The following is a 19666-nucleotide window of genomic DNA, read 5'->3' on the forward strand; positions in this document are numbered from 1 at the left end:
GTGACCGGGGAACCCCCGCGTCACCGGCTCTCGGCGTGCGCTGCGGACGAGCGCTCAGTCGAGCAGGTCGTGCTTGATGATCGTCGCCTCACGGCCCGGTCCGACGCCGATCGCGCTGATCCGCGTGCCGGACACCGACTCCAGGAACTCCAGGTAGCGCTGCGCCGCGGCGGGCAGGTCGTCCCACTCGCGCGCCCCCGTGATGTCCTGCGTCCAGCCGTCGAGGTACTCGTAGACGGGCGTGGCGTGGTGGAAGTCCGACTGGTCGAGCGGCATCTCGTCGACGCGCTGCCCGTCCACCTCGTACGCGACGCACACCGGGATGCGGTCGCGGCCGGTCAGCACGTCGAGCTTCGTCAGGACGATGTCCGTCAAGCCGTTGACGCGCGACGCGTACCGCGAGACGACCGCGTCGTACCAGCCGGTCCGGCGCGGACGGCCCGTCGTCGTGCCGAACTCGCCGCCGGTCTGCCGCAGCCACTCGCCGTCGTCGTCCAGCAGCTCCGTCGGGAACGGGCCCTCGCCGACGCGCGTCGTGTACGCCTTCGCGACGCCCACGACCCGGTCGATGCGGGTCGGGCCGACGCCCGAGCCCGTGCACGCGCCGCCCGCGGTCGCGGACGACGACGTCACGAACGGGTACGTGCCGTGGTCGACGTCGAGCATCGTCGCCTGGCCGGCCTCGAACACGAGCGTCTTGCCCGCGTCGAGCGCGCGGTTCAGCTCCAGGGGCGTGTCCGCGACGAACGGGCGCAGGCGCTCGGCGTAGCGCAGCAGGTCCTCGACCGTCTCCTCGACCGTGATCGCGCGGCGGTTGTAGACCTTCACGAGCAGGTGGTTCTTCTGGTCGAGGGCACCCTCGACCTTCTGCGCGAGGATCTTCTCGTCGAACAGGTCCTGCACGCGGATGCCGACGCGGTTGATCTTGTCCGCGTACGTCGGGCCGATGCCGCGGCCCGTGGTGCCGATGCGGCGCTTGCCGAGGAACCGCTCCGTGACCTTGTCGACCGTGCGGTTGTACGGCGCGATGACGTGCGCGGCGGACGAGACGAGCAGGCGCGAGGTGTCGACACCGCGGCCCTCCAGGCCGTCGATCTCCTGGAACAGGACCTCGAGGTCGATGACGACACCGTTGCCGATGACGGGTACGACGCCCGGGGAGAGGATGCCCGAGGGCAGCAGGTGCAGCGCGTACTTCTCGCCGCCGACGACGACCGTGTGGCCGGCGTTGTTGCCGCCGTTGAACTTCACGACGTACTCGATGCGCGAGCCGAGCTGGTCGGTCGCCTTGCCCTTGCCCTCGTCGCCCCACTGGACGCCGAGCACCACGACGGCGGGCATCTGATCACCACTCCCACCTGCCTGAGGCTTTCGCCGAGCCGCGCGTCGGGCGGCGGCGGGCACAGGGCGACAGGACCCGGTACCTCCGAGAGGGTACCCGACGGTCAAGAAACGGTCAGGTCGCGACCGTCGGTCAGCGCAGGCCCGAGACCTCCTCGGCCGACGTGCCCGAGTCGACGAGGAACTGCTGGCAGCGCTCCGCCTCGTCCGACTCGCCGATCGCGTCCGCCGCCTCCGCGAGCGCGAGCAGCGCGCGCAGGAAGCCCTGGTTGGGCTCGTGGTCCGCGGGGATCGGGCCGCGACCGCGCCACCCCGCGCGGCGCAGCGCGTCGAGCCCGCGGTGGTAGCCGGTGCGCGCGTACGCGTACGCCGCCACCGGGTCGCCCGTGTCCTGCAGCGCCTGCTCCGCGAGCAGGGCCCACACCAGCGAGGCCGCGGGCGCGACCCGCACCGCGCCCCGCGCGTCCTCGCCCGCCGCGAGCGCTGCGCGGGCCTCGGCGTCGTCACCGTCGGCGGGCAGCAGCGTCGGCTCGGGGCCCAGGAGGTTCTCGTGCGTCATGGCACCAGTCTGACCCGTCCCGGCCCGACGAGCGGCGCGTGGCGTCCGGGGGACTTCATCGGACAACCGTCCGGGAGTCGCCCGGTTCGGCGTGCGGACCCTCGACGGCCCAACTAGTGTCGACCCGCCGAGCCACCACACCCCCTGGGGACGGACACACACATGATCGAGATCTCCACGTCGCCGACGAGCACCACGCTCGTGATCTCCGGCGACCTCGACCTCGCGGAGCGCGACCAGTTCCCCGAGGTCGCCGCGCGGGTCGTCGGGCTGCGCCGTCAGCTCGTCGTCATCGACATGTGCCGCGTGACGTTCATGGACTCCACGGGGGCAGCTTTCCTGATCTCGCTCGCCGACTCGGCACGCAAGCGTGGCGGCGCCGCGGCGCTGCGCGGCGCGGACCCGCGCGACCTGTTCGTGCTCGAGGTCTGCGGCGCGCTCGAGCTGTTCCGCATCGACGCGGACCACCGCTGCGAGGACGCGCGCCCCACGTCGGACTTCTCGGCGCCCGCGACCACCTGACGCACCCGGCCCCGGGCACGCCCTGGCGGCGCGTCCTCGGCCCGCGTGCGCCCGCGGGCGCCCATGACCTGCCGGCGGCCGCTTCCTGCTCGCGGCGTCCCGGTCAGCGGCCGGTCGGCGGCAGCGCGCCCGGGCGCACCTTGGCCCACACGACCTTGCCGCGGCTCGACTGCCGCCAGCCCCAGTCGGCCAGGCGCTCGACGATCTGCATGCCGAACCCGCCGACGCGCCCGGGGTGGCCGTCGGTCGTCACGGGCGGCGCGGGGTTGCCGTCCTCGACCTCGATGCGCAGGCCGTCGCCCGTGTCGTAGAGCTGCAGCGAGACGTGGCCGTAGCCGTGCAGCACCGCGTTCGCGACGAGCTCGGAGACGACGAGCTCCGCGTTCGACGCGTCCGGCATGTCCCACGCGTGGCACGTGCGCACCACCGCGTGCCGCGCGCGGCCCACCGACGCGGCCTCGCTCGGCAGCGACCAGCGCCGGCGCCGCGGGCTGCGGCCCCGCTGCGCGACGTCGCTCGGGTCGGGCACGCGCACGACGACGACCGCGACGTCGTCCTCGGGGTGGTCCGCGAGCCGGGACAGCAGCTCCTCGCCGATGCCCGCGGAGTCGCGCGCGGTGACGCCGGCGACCACGCGGGACAGCGCGTCGAGACCCTCGCGCAGGTCGCGGTCGCGCCGCTCGACGAGACCGTCCGTGTGGTAGACGAGCACGTCACCGGGCTCGAGCTCGAGCTCGGCCGTGCCGCGCTGCCCGTTGCCGAACCCGACGAGCGGCCCGCCCGCGGCCAGCAGCTGCGCCACCTCACCGCCGCGCACGTGCAGCACCGGCAGGTGCCCGGCGCGCGACCAGCGCAGCAGCCAGCGGTCGCCCAGGCGGTGCAGCGTGGACAGCACGAGCCCCGCGGCGCGCGGGATCCGCATGCCCGCGACCAGCTGGTCGACACGCTCCAGCACCGGCCCCGGCAGCGTCACGTCGTACGCGTAGGACCGCACCACCGAACGCAGCTGGCCCATCGCCGCCGCCGCCTCCACGTCGTGCCCCACGACGTCGCCGATCACCACGCCCACGACGTCGTGCTCGATCTGCAGCACGTCGTACCAGTCGCCGCCGACCTGTGCGTTCTCGGAGTTCGGCGCGTAGTACGTCCACACGTCGAGGCCGTCGACCTCGGCCTGCTGCGGAAGCATCGCGCGCTGCAGCGTCTCCGCGAGACGGTGCTCGCGGTCGTACAGGCGAGCGTTGTCGAGCACGAGGCCCACGCGGCGCGCGATGAGCTCGAGCACGGTCGTCGTCGACGCCTCGAGCCGCCCGCCCGCCTCAGGACGCGGCAGCACGACGAGCACGCCGATGACCCGGCGACGCCCCGGCACCGGCACGACGAACGCCGCCTCCGGCAGCTCGTCGAGACCCGACTCGAGCGCGACCCGCTCGACGAGCCAGTGCGACGCGCTCGCGCGCGCGTAGTCGCGGTCCAGCACGAGCTCGACGGGCCGGTCCCGGTCCCCGTCGAGGAGCTGCTGCACGGCGTCCTGCGGCGCGTGCTCGACGTCCCCGCCGTCCGGGCGGCGGTGCTCGCCGTGCCGGCTCCCACGGCCCGACGGCGGCCGCAGCTCGCTCGTCGCGTCCACGGGCCGCAGACCACCGTCGTTGACGTAGAACGCCGCCCACGACACGACCGAGCGCTGCAGCAGCGTGGCGATCTCGTGCAGCGGCGTCGCGCGGTCCGTGACGTCCATGAGCAGGTCGGAGACCTGGACGATGATGCTGACGCTGCGGCGCTCGCGGCGCTCCGCCTCGACGAGCGCCGCCTGCTGCTCGTCGTGCGAGACGCGCTCGGAACGGTCCTCGAACGCGACGATCCAGTGCGCGGGGCCCGCGGGGCTCCCGTCGGGCGTCTCGTCGCCCGGCGGCCCGGCCGGCGCCTCGACCGGCGCGAAGTGCACCCGGCACGGGAACAGCGACCCGTCGGCGCGCGGGATGGACAGCTCGGCGGTCGTCGGCTCCCCCTGCGCGAGCCGCGCCCGCAGCGCGGCCATCTCACCGTGCCGGCGCGCCCCCTCGGGGATCGGCTGCCGCTGCCGCTCGCGCGCCCCCGCGGCGTCGTAGCCCATGGTCCGCTCGAACGCCTCGTTCGCCCACACGATGCGCAGGTCGCCCGCCTCGCACATCGCGTACGGCACGATCGTGGCCTCGAGCGCGCGCGCCAGCAGGGCGGTCGACGGGGGCGCGAGCACGCCCGACGTGGGGGCCTGCGCGGGCCCTGCGGAGGCCTCGGTCGCGGCCTCCTCGACAGATCCGGACGTACGGGTCGTGCCCGGGGTGTTGACCACCACCACCTCCGATCGTCTAGCGTGCCGAACGGGTGCGACGTCGTCCTGTCGTCGCCACTCGCGGAAGGAGCACCGTGCGCGACGGTAACAGCACGATGGAGGGCGGGCCCGTCCAGCCGACGGCCGGCCCGACGCGCTCCTCGTCACCAGGTGACGGGGAGCAGGGGGGCGTCCACGTGATCGTCGGGGTGGACACGACGAGGATCGTCCTGTCCGGGGAGGTCGACGCCGACCTCGGCCCCGAGCTGCACGAGGCCACCACCGAGGCCGAGAACGCGGGTCTGCCGATCGAGGTGGACGCGCACCACGTCACGTTCATGGACTCGTCGGGCGTGGCGTTCCTCGCCCGCCTGTCGATCCGTTCGCAGCACCGCGTGCGGCTGCTGCGCGTCCCGCCGACCGTGCGCTTCCTGCTGGAGGTCACGCGGATCGGCGAGCTGCTGGACGTCGTCGAGGAGTCCGACGAGCGGGAGTTCCAGCCCGTCGCACCCGACACGACGCCCTGACACCCGCACGGCCCGAGCACACGACGAGCCGCCGCGGTCCGAGGAAGGACCGCGGCGGCTCGTGGGTTCGAGCGCTGGTGCTCAGCGCGCCCGGGTCAGCGGATCTTCTGGCCCGCCGAGCGCAGCTGCTGCGCGGCCTCGACGATGCGGGCGGCCATGCCGGCCTCGGCCAGCTTGCCCCACGCGCGCGGGTCGTACGCCTTCTTGTTGCCGACCTCGCCGTCGACCTTCAGCACGCCGTCGTAGTTGCGGAAGAAGTGGTCCGCGACCGGGCGGCTGAACGCGTACTGCGTGTCGGTGTCGATGTTCATCTTGATGACGCCGTTGTCGACCGCCTCGGCGATCTCCGCGGCCGTCGAGCCCGACCCGCCGTGGAAGACGAGGTCGAACGGCGACTCCTTGCCGATCTCCGCGCCGACGGCCTTCTGGATGTCCGCGAGGATCGACGGGCGCAGCTTGACCGCACCCGGCTTGTACACGCCGTGCACGTTGCCGAACGTGAGGGCCGTCAGGTAGCGGCCCTTCTCGCCGGCGCCGAGCGCGCGGACCGTCGCCAGACCGTCCTCGGCCGTCGTGTACAGCTTCTCGTTGATCTCGGCCTCGTGGCCGTCCTCCTCGCCACCGACGACGCCGACCTCGATCTCGAGGATCGTGCGCGCGGCCTGCGAGAGCTCGAGCAGCTCCGCGGCGATGACGAGGTTCTCCTCGAGCGGGATGTCCGAGCCGTCGAACATGTGCGACTGGAACGTCGGGTTCTCGCCGCGCTTGACCTGCTCGGCCTCGAGCGCGAACAGCGGGCGCACCCAGGAGTCGAGGTTCTTCTTGACGCAGTGGTCGGTGTGCAGCGCGATCGTCACGTCGTAGTTCTTCGCGACCTCACGCGCGTACGCGGCGAGCGCGAGCGAACCGGCGATGCGGTCCTTGATCGTCGAGCCGGACGCGTACTCCGCACCGCCGACGGAGACCTGGATGATGCCGTCCGACTCGGCCTCCGCGAAGCCCTGGATGGCGGCGGTGACGGTCTGGGACGACGTGATGTTGACGGCCGGGTAGGCGAACTTGCCTGCCTTCGCCCGGTCGATCATCTCCGCGTACACCTCGGGGGTGGCGATGGCCATGCGCTCACAACTCCTGTGGCTGGATGGGGGTGGTGTCGGCACCGAGTCTGCCACTACCCGCCGTCTCGGTGGCCGGGACGTCCTTCCCATGGACGCGACCTGCGGCTGCGCTCGTGGGCGGCCGGGTGCGTCAGGCGTCCGCGGGCGCCGGCAGGTCGGCGTGCTGCTCGACCCACGCGTGCATCGCGATCGCCGCGGCCGCGCCCGCGTTGATCGACCGCGTCGAGCCGAACTGCGCGATGTGCAGGACGTCCACGGCCGCCGCGCGCGCCTCGTCGGACAGCCCCACGGACTCCTGGCCGAACAGCAGCACGCACGCACGCGGCAGCGGGTACCCCTCGATCGGCACGGACCCCGGCAGGTTGTCGACCCCGAGCACGGGCAGGTCCTCGGCGTTCGCCCACGCGATGAGCTCCCCCACGCTCGCGTGATGCTGCACGTGCTGGTAGCGGTCCGTCACCATCGCGCCGCGCCGGTTCCAGCGCCGGCGCCCGACGATGTGCACGCGCGCCGCGAGGAACGCGTTCGCGGTCCGCACGACCGACCCGATGTTGAGGTCGTGCTGCCAGTTCTCGATCGCCACGTGGAACGTGTGCCGCCGGGCGTCGAGGTCCGCGACGATCGCCTCGAGCGTCCAGTAGCGGTACCGGTCGGCGACGTTGCGCCGGTCCCCGTGGGCCAGCAGCTCGGGGTCGTAGTGGGGCGCGTCGGGCCACGCCTGCGGCCCGCCCGGCCACGGGGGGACACCGACCTCGGACTCCTCCACGCGCCCCAACCTAACCCCGGGCCGGGCGTCGCCCGCGTGGGACACGGCGGGTACGCGCGGGTCCGCGTGGATGTCGGGGTCAGGAGTCCCGCAGGCCCGCGACGAGCTCGGCGAACACGGCCTGCGCGTCGTCCCAGCGGGCGAGCGCGGCCGACTGACCGACCCACAGCGACAGCAGCTCACCCTCGTCGCGCTGCGCCGCGACCGCCCGGAACCGGCCCGTGAGCCAGTTCTGCGCGGGGAACGGCGCGATCGCGCCCGCAGCCTCGACGGCCCGCACCGCGCGGTTCGGCACACCGCGAGCGAGGCGTCCGCTCATCGCGCGCGTCAGGACCGTGCCGTGCGCGGGGCTCGCGGCGATCGCCGCGCGGTGCGCGTCGCTCGCGGCCGACTGCCGCGTCCGAAGGAACGCCGTGCCGACGACCACGCCGTGCGCCCCGAGCGCGCGGGCCGCGGCCACGCCGCGACGGTCCGCGACACCGCCGGCCGCGAGCACGGGCACACGAACCGCGTCCACGACCTGCGGGACCAGCGCGAACGTCCCGACGACCGCATCGGCCGCGTCGTGCAGGAACGACACGCGGTGGCCGGCGGCCTCCGCACCGGACGCGACCACGGCGTCGACCCCCGCGTCCGCGAGCGCGCGCGCCTCGTCGACGGTCGTCGCGGTCCCGACGACGAGCGTGCCGCGCTCGTGCGCGGTCTGGACGACCCACGGCGCGGGCACGCCGTACACGACGCTCAGCACAGCCGGGCGCGCGTCGAGCACCGCCGCGAGCTGCTCGTCGACGTCCGGCAGGTACGCGTCGGGCTCGTCGGGCTGCGCGAGGCCCAGCTCCGCGAAGAACGCATCCACCGCGGCGCGCGGACCCGTCAGGTCCACCTCGCCGGGCCGCACCTCGTCGCCGCGCGCGAGCCACACGTTGAGCGCGAACGGCCGGTCCGTCGCGGCACGCAGCTCCGCCACGGTGCGCTCGACCCGGTCCGGTGCGTAGCCGTACAGGCCGTAGGACCCGAGCCCGCCGAGCCTGCTCACCGTCGCCGTGAGCTCGACCGACGACAGACCGCCGAACGGTCCCAGGACGACCGGGACCTCGATCCCGAGCAGCGCCTCCAACCGGCCCGTCATGCGGCGACTGTACCGAGCGGGGCCACCGCGACGGTGACCTGCGCCACTCGTCGGACACCCCCCGCGGCGCGCTGTCCTGCACGTCCACGCGAACCTCGCAGTCCGGACGCAAGCCCCGCACACGACACGCCCGTACCCTGGTGGGCATGCTCACGACGACCGCCCTCGCGGCGCTGCCTGCCGTGGGGCCGGTCCCCGCCCTCGGGCCCGACTTCCTCGACGCCGACCACCTCATCCAGTCGTTCGGCGGCGCCGCGCTCCTCGGCATCGTGATCGTCGTGTTCATCGAGACGGGGCTGCTGTTCCCGATCCTGCCCGGCGACTCGCTCCTGTTCACCGCGGGTGCGCTCGTCGCGCAGGACGTCCTCGACTTCCCGCTGTGGCTGCTGTGCCTGCTGATCTTCCTGGCCGCGTTCCTGGGCGACCAGACCGCGTTCCTCATCGGCCGCAAGGCCGGGCCCAAGGTGTTCAACAAGCCCGACTCACGCTTCTTCAAGCAGTCGTACATCGACCAGACGTACGCGTACTTCGACAAGTACGGCGGGCGGACGATCATCGTCGCGCGCTTCGTGCCGATCGTGCGGACGTACGCCCCCGTCGCCGCGGGCGTCGGGCACATGAGCTACCGGCACTTCGTGTCGTTCAACGTCATCGGCGCGCTGCTGTGGGGCGTCGGGGTGACGCTCCTGGGCTTCGCGCTCGGGAACATCGCGTTCGTCAAGAACAACATCGAGGCGCTGCTCGTCGTCCTCGTCCTGATCTCCGTCCTGCCGATGGTGTGGGAGGTCTGGCGCGCCAAGCGGCGCACGCGCGACGAGCGGTACGACGAGCCCGCGGAGCGCTCCGACGTCGAGCGGAGGACCTTCGGTGACGCGTGAGATCCGGGCCTGGCTGTCCGACATGGACGGCGTGCTCGTGCACGAGGGCATCGCGGTGCCCGGTGCGGCGGAGTTCGTGCGCGCGCTGCGCGACGCCGAGCGGCCGTTCCTCGTCCTGACGAACAACTCGATCTTCACGCCGCGTGACCTGCGCGCGCGCCTCGCGACGTCCGGCATCGACCTGCCCGAGGACGCGATCTGGACGTCCGCACTTGCGACCGCGCGGTTCCTCGTCGACCAGATGCCCACCGGGTCCGCCTACGTGATCGGCGAGGCCGGCCTGACGACCGCGCTGTACGAGTCGGGCTACACGCTCACCGCCGCCGAGCCCGACTTCGTCGTGCTGGGCGAGACGCGCACCTACTCGTTCGAGGCCATCACCAAGGCGATCCGGCTCATCCAGGGCGGCGCGCGGTTCATCTGCACCAACCCCGACGTCACCGGGCCGTCCATCGAGGGCGACCTGCCCGCGACCGGCGCGGTCGCCGCCATGATCCAGGCCGCCACGCGGCGGCAGCCGTACTTCGTCGGGAAGCCGAACCCCATCATGATGCGCACCGCGCTCAACCGGCTCGGCGCGCACTCCGAGACCACCGCGATGGTCGGGGACCGCATGGACACCGACGTCGTCGCGGGCATCGAGGCCGGCCTGCGCACCTACCTGGTGCTCACGGGGTCGACCCGGCGCGAGGACGTCGAGCGCTTCCCGTTCCGGCCGTCGGAGATCGTGGGGTCCGTCGCGGACCTCGTCGACCTCGTCTGACCTCGTCCGACCGCTCGGTCGCGGGCGCCTCCCACGCGCGGGGCGCCGCACCCACCCGGGACCTTGGTCCCGGGGCGAACCGGGCACGCTCGGGCGATCCTGCGCGCATGCCCAGCCCGCCCGCACCGGCCCGCCCGACGACGCCACGCCCGGCCGGCGCCCGGCCCGCGTCGCGACGACGAGGCCCCGGCTGGGTGCCGCGCGAGCACGGCGCGTGGGCCATGCTCGTCGTCCCCGTGCTCGTCGGCGCGATCCTGACCACCCCGACCTGGCGCAACGCGCTCCTGCTCGTCACCTGGCTCGTCGCGTACCTCGCGTTCCACGCGACCGGCCTGTGGCTGCGCGCGTCCCGACGACCGCGCTACCTGCCGCCCGTGCGCGCGTACGGGGTCACGCTCGTCGTGCTCGGGGCCGTCCTGCTCGGCTCGGCGCCGGGGCTCGTGCGCTGGGCGCCCGCCTACGGCGTGCTGCTCACGACAAGCCTCGTGTGCTCACGGCGACGCGCGGACCGGTCGTGGCTCAACGACGCCGTGACCGTCGGCGCCGCCGTGCTCATGAGCGTGGTGTCCGCGGGCCTCGGCCGGGACGGCACCCCGTCCGCGACCACCCTCACCGGGACGTGGGTGCCGCCGGGCGCGGACGACGCGGCGGCCTGGGCCGTCGCCGCCGTGCTCGCCGGCTACTTCCTCGGCACGGTCCCCTACGTCAAGACGCTGCTGCGCTCGCGGGGCAGCCGAGTCGTGCTCGCGGTGTCCGTCGGCTGGCACGCGGCGCTCGTGCTGGCGGCCTGCGCCGTGCTCGTCTCCCGGCTCGCCGACGACCGGTCCGGCGGCACCGGGGCGGCCGTCGCGCTCGTCGTCGTCGCCGCCTGCCTGCTCGCCCGTGCGGTCCTCGTCCCCCGCGTCCGCCCCTGGCCCAGCCCGAAGGCGATCGGCTTCGGCGAGATCGCGGCCACCCTCGCAGTCACGGCCGCCACCCTCACCACCCCCACCCTCCTCCCCTGACCACCCCGCCCCACCCCCGCCGAGTGCGCACGTTCCGGCCCCACCGCGCACGCCGTGCGTGCGCACTCGCGCACCAACGTGCGCACTCGCGCAAGGGCCGGTCACCGACCGGCGCGGGGGCCCACCACCCCGCACCGACCCGCGCGCGCACTCGCACCCACGGTCGGGGGCACCCACCTCCCGCCGAGTGCGCGCGTTCCGGTCCCACCGCGCACGCAGTGCGTGCGCACTCGCGCACCAACGTGCGCACTCGGCGGGGGGTGGGGGTCCGGCCGGGGCCGGCGGGCACGCCGTCGGGTCGGAGGTGGTGGGTGCGGGTCGAGGTGGTGGGTGCGGGCCGAGGTGGTGGGTGCGGGGCGAGGTGGTGGGTGCGGGGCGGGGGGGATGACGAAGGCCGGTCGCGTCGCGACCGGCCTTCGTCAGCTCAGGAGCTTGCGCGTCCTGGTCAGAACTGGACCGTGGGTGCCTGGCGGACCTGCGGGTCCTGCACCTCGAAGTACTCCGCGCGCTCGAAGTGGAACATGCCCGCGATGACGTTCGTCGGGAACGTCTCGATCTTGGTGTTGAGGCTGCGCACGTTCGCGTTGTAGAAGCGGCGCGCGGCGGCGATCCGGTCCTCGGTCGTCGACAGCTCGTTCTGGAGCTGCTGGAAGTTCTCGCTCGCGCGCAGCACCGGGTAGTTCTCGGCGACCGCGAACAGGCGGCCCAGGGCCTGCGTCAGCTGGTTCTCCTGCGCGGCCTGCTCCGCGACGGACGCGCCCTGCCCCGCAGCGGCGGCTCGCGCGCGCGTGACCTCGTCGAACACCGCGCGCTCGTGCGCGGCGTAGCCCTTGACGGTCTCGACGAGGTTCGGGATCAGGTCGTGCCGGCGGTGCAGCTCGACGTCGATCTGACGCCACGACTCCTGCACCAGGTTCCGCAGGCGCACCAGCGCGTTGTACTGCGCGACGGCCCACAGCAGGGCGATGACGACGAGCACGCCCACGACGATCGCGGCGATGGCTCCACCAGGCACGAGGACTCCTTCTCCAGGGGTAGGTGTGAGCCTAGCGGGCCAGCGGGTCGTGCCCGTGGTCCAGCCAGACATGACGCGGGACGGCGTCGGCGATCGCGGCGAGCAGCGCGATCCGCGCGTCGAACCGTTGCAGGTCCGTGCGGCCGGGCGCCCACGTGAGCAGCGTCGTGCCCTCGATGCGCCACGCGACCCGGTTCTCCCGCAGCAGGCGCTCGACGAGCCGCGGGTGGAGGATGGCGTGCCCGACCGCCAGGTCGGTCGCCCGCACGGCGTAGCGCTTGTTGAACTCGGCGGACTCGACGTCCAGGTCCGTCTTGCCGAACGCGGTGGCCAGGCGCGAGCCGACCGACTCGGGCGTCACCTCGAGGTCCGGCAGGAACGCGGGCAGCTGCAACGTGACCACGTGGAACGTGTGCGTCGTCGTGCTGCGCTTGCCGTCCGAGTCGGTGCTCGACGTCTCGTACGAGTACACGAACGACATCAGCTCGTGCTGCTGGAACCGACCCGCGACGGTGTCGCAGACCTTGCGGTTGTCGCCCGTACCGAACGGGGACCCGCGCCACCGGCTCACGAGCGAGCGGTCGTCGGGCTGCCGGGTCCAGCCCCGGGTGGTGAGCCACGCGTCGAGCGCCGCCTGGTGCTTGCGGTGCGAGATGGTCGACCAGACCACCATCAGGATCATCAACGCGGCGCCGATGCCCAGGATCCACGCGACGTCGAACCCGGCCCCGAAGACCGCACCCGAGCTAGACACGACCCACCTCCGTCCGGGCGTCCTGCCACACGTGCGGCGGGACGAAGGCGAGCACTGTATCGAGCAGGTGCAGGCAGTGGTCGATCGTCGCGCTCCGAAGGAAGCGCGGATCGTGCCACGTCAGGATCCAGCCGCCCTCGACCACCCAGGGAAGACCGAGCAGCAGGTCGGGATCGACGAGCCTGCGAGCGAGCCCACCGGTCAGCAGGTCCCACGCGACGCGCGGCTCCTCGGCGTCGACCACGTACCTCGTGTCGAACTCCGGGACACCGAGCTCGAGACCACGCCTGCCGCGCGCCCCGAGCACGGACCTCCCGAACGCCTCGGGCATGACCTCGGTCCTCGGCAGGTCGGCAGGGAGCCGGACCGCCACGACCTGCAGGTCGGCGGACAGCGGGATGCCCCCGGGCCGCTGCGCGACGTACCGGTACGTGTAGGTCACGGTCTCCAGCTCGACCGCGGTGGCACCGTCCCGCTCGGGCGTTCCGGGCACGTCCACGGGCAGCAGACGAAGGGTGCGCGTGACGTCGACTGCCAGGTCACGAGTCGCGTACGGCTCGGTGACGCGCGGAGGACCGGTCAGGCCGTCGAGCACCGAGTCGTCGCGCGCCGCGAACAACCACCCGCGCTCGCGCGCCAGGCGCTGGGCGTCGGCTGTCTGCGCGCGATGCCGGCGACCCTGTCGGCTGAGCACGACGACCCAGAAGGCGCCGGCCAAGGACACCATGGCCAGCATGGCGAGGGAGTAGAGCAGCGGCTCCTCGGTCGTGATCGCGTAGATCAGCGAGGTGACCGCCCAGCACGTTCCCAGCACCACGGCGAGGCGGACGTAGCCCTGCCGCTCGGGTGCCGCCCGCTCCCCCCGCACGACCGGCCCGTCAGGCCAGGCCGAGGTCGGCCAGGTCGAAGAGGAAGTGGTACGGGACGCCGAGGGCCTCGATCGCCTCGCGGGCACCGGTGCCACGGTCGACGATGACCGCGACGCCCGCGACCTCGCCGCCCGCCTCGCGCACGGCCTCGACCGCGGTGATCGCGGAGCCGCCCGTCGTCGAGGTGTCCTCGAGCACGACGACGCGCCGTCCCGTGACGTCCGGCCCCTCGATGCGGCGCTGTAGGCCGTGGGCCTTGCCGGCCTTGCGGACGACGAACGCGTCGACGTCCTGCCCGCGGCTCGCGGCCGCGTGCAGCACCGACGTGGCGACCGGGTCCGCGCCGAGCGTCAGCCCGCCGACCGCGTCGACCTCGGCGGTGCCGAGACCCACCTCCTCGAGCAGGTCGAGCATGAGGTGGCCGATGAGCGGCGCCGCGCGGTGGTGCAGCGTGACGCGGCGCAGGTCGACGTAGTAGTCGGCCTCGCGGCCCGAGGAGAGCGTGACCTTGCCGTGCACGACGGCGAGGTCCTTGATGAGGGTGAGGAGCTGGTCCCGAGGGCTGGCGGCGAGGGTGGCGTCGGTCACGCGGGAAGGCTACCGCCGCCGGGGACGGCTCAGCGGGCGTCGTCCACAGGCTCGGCGTCAGCCTCGGAGGAGGCCGTCGCCCCCGGCGACTCGAGGGCCTTGCGGTAGCGACCGACCGCGCGGATCGCACTGCGCGGGGCCAGCCGGGCCGCGGCGGAGACCGAGCGGTAGCGCAGGCTGGGCGTGGAGATGACGACCCCGCGCCGCACGTCCGCGAGCGCGCGCGCGACGACGTCCTCGGCGTCGAGCCACGCGAAGTCCGGGTAGGCGGACACGTCGATCGCACCGCGCTCGTGGAACTCGGTGCGCACGAACCCGGGGCACAGCGCGGTCGCGGTGACGCCCGTGCCCTTGAGCTCGACCGCGAGTCCCTCGGTGAACGAGCGGACCCACGCCTTGTGCGCGGAGTACGTGCCCGACGCGAGCAGCGCCGCGACCGACGCGACGTTGAGGATCGCCCCGCGCCCTCGTCGGACCATGGCGTCCGCCGCGGCGTGCGACAGGACGAGCGGCGTGCGGACCATGAGGTCCAGCGCGCGCTCCTCGCGCTCGAGGTCGCCGCCGACGAAGCGCTGGTTGAGCCCGAGGCCCGCGTTGTTCACCAGCAGCCCCACCGGGCGCTCGTCGTCGCGCAGCCGGTCCGCGACGCGCTCCACCTGCGCCCGGTCGGACAGGTCCGCGACGAGCACCTCGGCGCGCACGCCGGCGCCCGCCTCGAGCTGGTGCGCGAGGCGCGTGAGGCGGGCCTCGTCGCGTGCGACGAGGACGAGGTCGTGCCTGGCCGTCGCGAGCTGCCACGCGAACTCCAGGCCCAGGCCGGCGGACGCGCCGGTGACGAGTGCGGTTCCCACGCGCCCACCCTACGGACCGGGACCGACCCGGCAACCTCCGCCACGCTCGCGCGGGACGGGCGACGCGGGACCGGCGGGTCCGCGGGGACGACGAGGGCTGTGGACGACCGGGGGTCGTGTCGGTCGGGGCTCGTAGGGTGGTCGCGTGCACCCCGACGACTCGCCCCTCCTCGACGCGCCCGTGGGCGCCGAGCCCTGGCCGGACGAGCCGCCGTACGACCCGTTCTACGACGACGCGCCGCCGGACCTCGACGCGTGGGCGCACGGCGTCCCGCACGACGCGGGCTCGGGCGAGCTCGCGGCCGCGGTCGCGGCGACGACCCGTGGCACCGCGGGCCGGTCGTCGCGCAGGTCCGCAGGCTCGTCGGACACCCCGGCCCGCGCGGCCGCCGCCGCGTCCGGGACGCCGCTCGAGGTGCTGCGCCGCGTCTGGGGGTACGACGAGTTCCGCGGCGACCAGGCGGAGATCATCGACACGGTCGTCGCCGGCGGGGACGCGCTCGTGCTCATGCCGACCGGTGGCGGCAAGTCGCTGTGCTACCAGGTGCCCGCTCTCGTGCGCGAGGGCACCGGCGTCGTCGTCTCGCCGCTGATCGCGCTCATGCAGGACCAGGTCGACGCGCTGTCCGCGCTCGGCGTACGCGCCGGCTTCCTCAACTCGACGCAGCAGGCGTGGCAGCGCCGCGAGGTCGAGGAGGCGTACCTCGCGGGCGAGCTCGACCTGCTCTACCTCGCCCCTGAGCGGCTCAACGTGCCGGACACGATCGACCTGCTGGACCGCGGGACCGTCGCGCTGTTCGCGATCGACGAGGCGCACTGCGTGTCGCAGTGGGGCCACGACTTCCGGCCCGACTACCTGCGGCTGTCGATGCTGCACGAGCGGTGGCCGGACGTGCCGCGCGTCGCGCTGACCGCGACCGCCACCAAGGTCACGCACACGGAGATCGCGCAGCGGCTGCAGCTCGAGGACGCGCGGCACTTCGTCGCGAGCTTCGACCGGCCCAACATCCAGTACCGGATCGTCCCCAAGGACAACCCGCGCGCGCAGCTGCTCGACCTGCTGCGCACGGAGCACGCGGGCGACGCGGGCATCGTCTACTGCCTGTCCCGGGCGTCGGTCGAGCAGACCGCGGAGTACCTGGTGGCGCAGGGGGTCGCCGCGCTGCCGTACCACGCGGGGCTCGACCGGCAGGTGCGCGCGCACAACCAGGCGCGGTTCCTGCGCGAGGACGGAATCGTGATGGTCGCGACCATCGCGTTCGGCATGGGCATCGACAAGCCCGACGTGCGGTTCGTCGCGCACCTCGACCTGCCCAAGTCCGTCGAGGGGTACTACCAGGAGACCGGGCGCGCCGGGCGCGACGGCCTGCCGTCGACCGCGTGGATGGCCTACGGGCTGCAGGACGTGGTGCAGCAGCGGCGTCTCATCGACACCTCGGAGGGCGACGCCGCGCACCGGCGGCGTCTCACGCAGCACCTCGACGCGATGCTCGCGCTGTGCGAGACCGCGTCGTGCCGGCGCGTGCAGCTGCTCAACTACTTCGGCCAGCAGGCCGAGCCGTGCGGCAACTGCGACACGTGCCTGACTCCTCCGTCCACGTGGGACGGCACGGTCGCCGCGCAGAAGCTGCTCTCGACGATCGTGCGCATGGCGCAGCGCGGGCAGCGTTACGGCGTGGGTCACGTGGTCGACGTGCTGCGCGGCAAGCGCACGGCGCGCGTGACGCAGCTCGGGCACGAGTCGCTGTCGACGTTCGGGATCGGCGCGGACCTGTCCGACGCCGAGTGGCGCGGCGTGGTGCGCCAGCTCATCGCCGCGGAGCTCCTGGCGGTCGACACCGAGGGGTACGGGACGCTGCAGCTGGTCGAGGCGTCGGGCGAGGTGCTCAAGGGCGAGCGCACGGTCCTGGTGCGGCGCGAGCCGGAGCGCACGCGTCGGCGCTCGTCGGGGTCCGGCGGCTCCGGCTCGTCGGGCTCGTCGTCGAAGGCGGCCGCCGACCTGGACGGCGAGACCCTCGAGCTGTTCGAGAAGCTGCGCGCGTGGCGGGCCGGCGCCGCGAAGGAGCAGGGCGTGCCCGCGTACGTCGTGTTCCACGACGCGACGCTGCGCGACATCGCGCTGCGTCGCCCTTCGTCGGTCGACGAGCTCGCGACGATCGGCGGCGTCGGCGCGACGAAGCTCGAGCGCTACGGCGAGGGCGTGCTCGCGACGCTCGCGGGCTGACGCGCTCGTCGGACCCGGGCCGCAGGCCGGGGCAACTCCGCACGTCCTCGTCCGTGGCGAGTCGCAGCAAGAAACGTTTCGGCGGTTCCCCGTAGGAGGGTCGGCTCCGCAGCCTGGAACGACACCGCCCCAGCCGGTGTCCTGACCCTGCGGCGAGGATGCCGCGCACTCGAGTGAGGGTGATCCGACATGCAACGGCACCGAACCATCCTCCGGACGGGACGCGGCCTCGCCGCTGTCGTCGTCGGAGCGATCGCACTGGCCGCCATCCCGAGCGCCGCACAGGCGCACGGCGGCCTCACCGACCCCGCCACACGCACGTACGCGTGCTACGAGGACGGCCTGGCCGGCGGCGCCGCGGCCGGCGAGGCCGGCAACATGAAGCCGCGCAACCCCGCGTGCGTCAACGCGTTCGCCAACGAGGGCAACTACTCGTTCTACAACTGGTACGGCAACCTGCTCGGCACCATCGCGGGCCGCCACGAGACGATCGCCGACGGCAAGCTCTGCGGCCCGGACGCGAAGTTCGCGTCCTACAACACGCCGTCCACGTCGTGGCCGACGACGAGCGTCCGCCCCGGTCAGCAGATGACCTTCAAGTACGCGGCGGTCGCCCGGCACCCCGGCTACTTCACGACCTGGATCACGAAGGACGGCTGGAACCCGTCCGAGCCGATCGGCTGGGACGACCTCGAGCCCGCCCCGTTCGACCGCGTGCTGAACCCGCCGCTGCGTGAGGGCGGCGTCGCCGGGCCCGAGTACTACTGGAACGTGACGCTGCCGTCGAACAAGAGCGGCAAGCACGTGCTGTTCAACATCTGGGAGCGCACCGACAGCCCGGAGTCGTTCTACAACTGCGTCGACGTGGACTTCAGCGGAAGCACCTCCACGCCGACGCCGACCCCGACGCCGACCCCGACGCCGACTCCGGACGTCACGCCCACCCCGGACGACAACGGCACCCCGAACACCAGCCCGTCGCCCACCCCGACGGCCACCCCGACGAACACGGCCACGACCCCGACGCCGACCGACGGTCAGTGCGAGATCGGGGTGGACGTCTCCAACGCGTGGCCGGGTGGCTTCCAGGGCACGGTCACGGCGTTCAACGCGACGATGCAACCCGTCAACGGCTGGACCGTGACGTGGACGTTCGCCAACGGTGAGACCGTCCAGCAGGCGTGGAACGCCACCGCGACGCAGTCCGGGTCGACTGTCACCGCGAAGAACGTGGCGTGGAACGCGACGATCGCGCACCACAACGCGGTGTCGTTCGGCTTCATCGGCTCGGGCACGCCCGCCCCGGTGAAGTCCGCGACCCTCAACGGGGCGAGCTGCATCGTCCGCTGACGTCCGCCGCACGCACCACGGCCCTCGTCACCCCGTCTCCGGGTGGCGGGGGCCGTGCGCGTCCCGGTCAGAGCCCGTCGGGGCGGCGCTTCTGCGGGTAGACCGTGCGCCCCTCGGCGAGGTCGGCGACGAACGTCGCGATCCGTCGGGCACGGGTCTCGGGGCGCTTGGCGCCGGTGACGCGGTACAGGACCGCGAACCGGTTCTGGGACGTCAGCGCGTCGAACCACGCGCGAGCGGTCGGCACCGCGTCGAGTGCCGCCGCGAGGTCGTCGGGGACCTCGATGGTCGCGGGACCGCGGTACGCCGCGTCCCACCGGCCGTCGGCCTGCGCGGCGGCGACCTGGGCGCGACCCGCCTCGTGCATGCGTCCCTCGCGCTCGAGACGCGCGACGCGGTCGACGTTGACCGCCGACCACGCACTGCGCGGCCGACGCGGCGTCATGCGCTGCAGGCTGCTGTGCTCGTCGCGGCTGCGCCGCTGCCCGTCGATCCACCCGAAGCACAGCGCCTCGTCGACCGCCTGGTCGTACGTCAGCTCCGTGACCGTGCCGCCCTTCTTGTGGGTCACGAGCCACACCCCGGTCGGCTGCGCGTGGTGCTCGACGAGCCACGCCCGCCACGCGCTCGCGTCGGGGACCAGCAGCACGGGAAGGTCATCAGCCACCCCCCGATCCTCCACCCCACCACCCACACCTCCCGCGACCACCTCGCGCTCGTCGAGTCCCGCGTCAGCCCCCGGCGGGCGGATGCGCACGCGGGGAGGGCTGAGGTCACTCGCCGGTGAGATGGCCGCGGAGCTCGATCACCTCGAACTCCTCGCCCTGGTCGACGGTGTGGGTCGTGCCCTCGACGTCACGCCACCGGCCGCTCGGGTCCATGTCGAGCCGGTAGCGGCCGCTCCAGGCGGTCGTGAGGGAGATGGTCCGCCGTCCCAGGTCGAGGTACGTGTGCGTCACGACGAACGCCGGGTAGGGGCGCCCCGGGTCCGCCGTGACCACGGTCTCGCCGTCACCGAAGTCCCAGGTGTACGACTCCGGAGTCACGACGACGTCGACGCCGTACTCGCCGAACAGCACCGTGCGGAGCTCCTGGTC

The 19666-nt window shown here is 73.5% G+C and carries 20 protein-coding genes; 7 read left to right on the forward strand and 13 right to left on the reverse strand.

Going from position 1 to position 19666, the window contains the following annotated elements; translation table 11 throughout:
• Positions 1–54: 54 nt before the first annotated feature.
• A complete protein-coding gene (locus tag F1D97_RS00540; protein ID WP_236121811.1) occupies positions 55–1341 on the reverse strand; it encodes an adenylosuccinate synthase in 1287 nt (428 codons plus the stop codon).
• Between the two features lie 133 nt (positions 1342–1474).
• Positions 1475–1900 carry a DUF3151 domain-containing protein gene (locus F1D97_RS00545; RefSeq protein WP_236121812.1) on the reverse strand — a complete coding sequence of 142 codons (426 nt, stop codon included), beginning with the start codon at positions 1898–1900 and terminating at the stop codon, positions 1475–1477.
• Between the two features lie 162 nt (positions 1901–2062).
• On the opposite strand from F1D97_RS00545, the gene F1D97_RS00550 reads away from it, so the two are divergent.
• Positions 2063–2422, forward strand: coding sequence for an STAS domain-containing protein (locus F1D97_RS00550; RefSeq protein ID WP_236121813.1), 360 nt, complete (start codon positions 2063–2065; stop codon positions 2420–2422).
• A gap of 103 nt (positions 2423–2525) precedes the next feature.
• On the opposite strand, the gene F1D97_RS00555 is transcribed toward F1D97_RS00550, so the two are convergent.
• Positions 2526–4754 carry an ATP-binding SpoIIE family protein phosphatase gene (locus F1D97_RS00555; RefSeq protein ID WP_236121814.1) on the reverse strand — a complete coding sequence of 743 codons (2229 nt, stop codon included), beginning with the start codon at positions 4752–4754 and terminating at the stop codon, positions 2526–2528.
• Between the two features lie 176 nt (positions 4755–4930).
• Between F1D97_RS00555 and F1D97_RS00560 the strand changes: the two genes are divergently transcribed.
• Positions 4931–5260: an STAS domain-containing protein gene (locus F1D97_RS00560; RefSeq protein WP_236121815.1), complete on the forward strand. Its 330-nt coding sequence runs from the start codon at positions 4931–4933 to the stop codon at positions 5258–5260.
• Between the two features lie 95 nt (positions 5261–5355).
• Here F1D97_RS00560 and fbaA read toward each other — a convergent pair whose 3' ends face one another.
• From fbaA to F1D97_RS00575, 3 genes are all read right to left on the reverse strand, one after another.
• Positions 5356–6378: a class II fructose-bisphosphate aldolase gene (gene fbaA / locus F1D97_RS00565; RefSeq protein WP_236121816.1), complete on the reverse strand. Its 1023-nt coding sequence runs from the start codon at positions 6376–6378 to the stop codon at positions 5356–5358.
• A 130-nt stretch (positions 6379–6508) separates the two neighbouring features.
• Positions 6509–7153, reverse strand: a complete 645-nt coding sequence (locus F1D97_RS00570; RefSeq protein WP_236121817.1) for a TrmH family RNA methyltransferase — start codon at positions 7151–7153, stop codon at positions 6509–6511.
• Positions 7154–7223: 70 nt separating this feature from the next.
• Positions 7224–8273, reverse strand: a complete 1050-nt coding sequence (locus tag F1D97_RS00575) for an NAD(P)H-dependent flavin oxidoreductase (RefSeq protein ID WP_236121818.1) — start codon at positions 8271–8273, stop codon at positions 7224–7226.
• Positions 8274–8419: 146 nt separating this feature from the next.
• On the opposite strand from F1D97_RS00575, the gene F1D97_RS00580 reads away from it, so the two are divergent.
• From F1D97_RS00580 to F1D97_RS00590, 3 genes are all read left to right on the forward strand, one after another.
• Positions 8420–9151, forward strand: a complete 732-nt coding sequence (locus tag F1D97_RS00580; RefSeq protein ID WP_236121819.1) for a VTT domain-containing protein — start codon at positions 8420–8422, stop codon at positions 9149–9151.
• Positions 9141–9914, forward strand: a complete 774-nt coding sequence (locus F1D97_RS00585; protein ID WP_236121820.1) for an HAD-IIA family hydrolase — start codon at positions 9141–9143, stop codon at positions 9912–9914. The genes F1D97_RS00580 and F1D97_RS00585 overlap by 11 nt, the downstream gene beginning before the upstream one ends.
• A gap of 107 nt (positions 9915–10021) precedes the next feature.
• Positions 10022–10918, forward strand: a complete 897-nt coding sequence (locus F1D97_RS00590) for a YwiC-like family protein (RefSeq protein WP_236121821.1) — start codon at positions 10022–10024, stop codon at positions 10916–10918.
• A gap of 445 nt (positions 10919–11363) precedes the next feature.
• Here F1D97_RS00590 and F1D97_RS00595 read toward each other — a convergent pair whose 3' ends face one another.
• The 5 genes from F1D97_RS00595 to F1D97_RS00615 are packed head-to-tail and all read right to left on the reverse strand — an operon-like array spanning position 11364 to position 14995.
• On the reverse strand, positions 11364–11933 hold the full coding sequence (locus F1D97_RS00595; protein ID WP_236121822.1) for a LemA family protein: 570 nt from the start codon (positions 11931–11933) through the stop codon (positions 11364–11366).
• A gap of 31 nt (positions 11934–11964) precedes the next feature.
• Positions 11965–12687: a DUF3137 domain-containing protein gene (locus tag F1D97_RS00600; RefSeq protein WP_236121823.1), complete on the reverse strand. Its 723-nt coding sequence runs from the start codon at positions 12685–12687 to the stop codon at positions 11965–11967.
• Positions 12680–13555 carry a hypothetical protein gene (locus tag F1D97_RS00605; protein WP_236121824.1) on the reverse strand — a complete coding sequence of 292 codons (876 nt, stop codon included), beginning with the start codon at positions 13553–13555 and terminating at the stop codon, positions 12680–12682. Before F1D97_RS00605 ends, F1D97_RS00600 begins: the two co-directional genes overlap by 8 nt.
• A 10-nt stretch (positions 13556–13565) precedes the next feature.
• On the reverse strand, positions 13566–14144 hold the full coding sequence (gene pyrE, locus F1D97_RS00610) for an orotate phosphoribosyltransferase (protein ID WP_236121825.1): 579 nt from the start codon (positions 14142–14144) through the stop codon (positions 13566–13568).
• Between the two features lie 29 nt (positions 14145–14173).
• A complete protein-coding gene (locus F1D97_RS00615) occupies positions 14174–14995 on the reverse strand; it encodes an SDR family NAD(P)-dependent oxidoreductase (RefSeq protein ID WP_236121826.1) in 822 nt (273 codons plus the stop codon).
• 145 nt (positions 14996–15140) lie between these two features.
• On the opposite strand from F1D97_RS00615, the gene recQ reads away from it, so the two are divergent.
• Together recQ and F1D97_RS00625 are read left to right on the forward strand one after the other, a co-directional pair.
• The gene (gene recQ / locus F1D97_RS00620; RefSeq protein ID WP_236121827.1) at positions 15141–17219 is read left to right on the forward strand and encodes a DNA helicase RecQ; all 2079 of its coding nucleotides are present in this window, start codon (positions 15141–15143) and stop codon (positions 17217–17219) included.
• A 189-nt stretch (positions 17220–17408) separates the two neighbouring features.
• Positions 17409–18569, forward strand: a complete 1161-nt coding sequence (locus F1D97_RS00625) for a lytic polysaccharide monooxygenase (protein WP_236121828.1) — start codon at positions 17409–17411, stop codon at positions 18567–18569.
• A gap of 67 nt (positions 18570–18636) precedes the next feature.
• Here F1D97_RS00625 and F1D97_RS00630 read toward each other — a convergent pair whose 3' ends face one another.
• Positions 18637–19236, reverse strand: a complete 600-nt coding sequence (locus F1D97_RS00630) for a YdeI/OmpD-associated family protein (protein WP_236121829.1) — start codon at positions 19234–19236, stop codon at positions 18637–18639.
• 106 nt (positions 19237–19342) lie between these two features.
• Positions 19343–19648, reverse strand: coding sequence for a PKD domain-containing protein (locus F1D97_RS00635; RefSeq protein WP_236121830.1), 306 nt, complete (start codon positions 19646–19648; stop codon positions 19343–19345).
• Positions 19649–19666: the final 18 nt, after the last annotated feature.

It is taken from the genome of Cellulomonas palmilytica (assembly GCF_021590045.1).
Classification (GTDB): domain Bacteria; phylum Actinomycetota; class Actinomycetes; order Actinomycetales; family Cellulomonadaceae; genus Cellulomonas; species Cellulomonas palmilytica.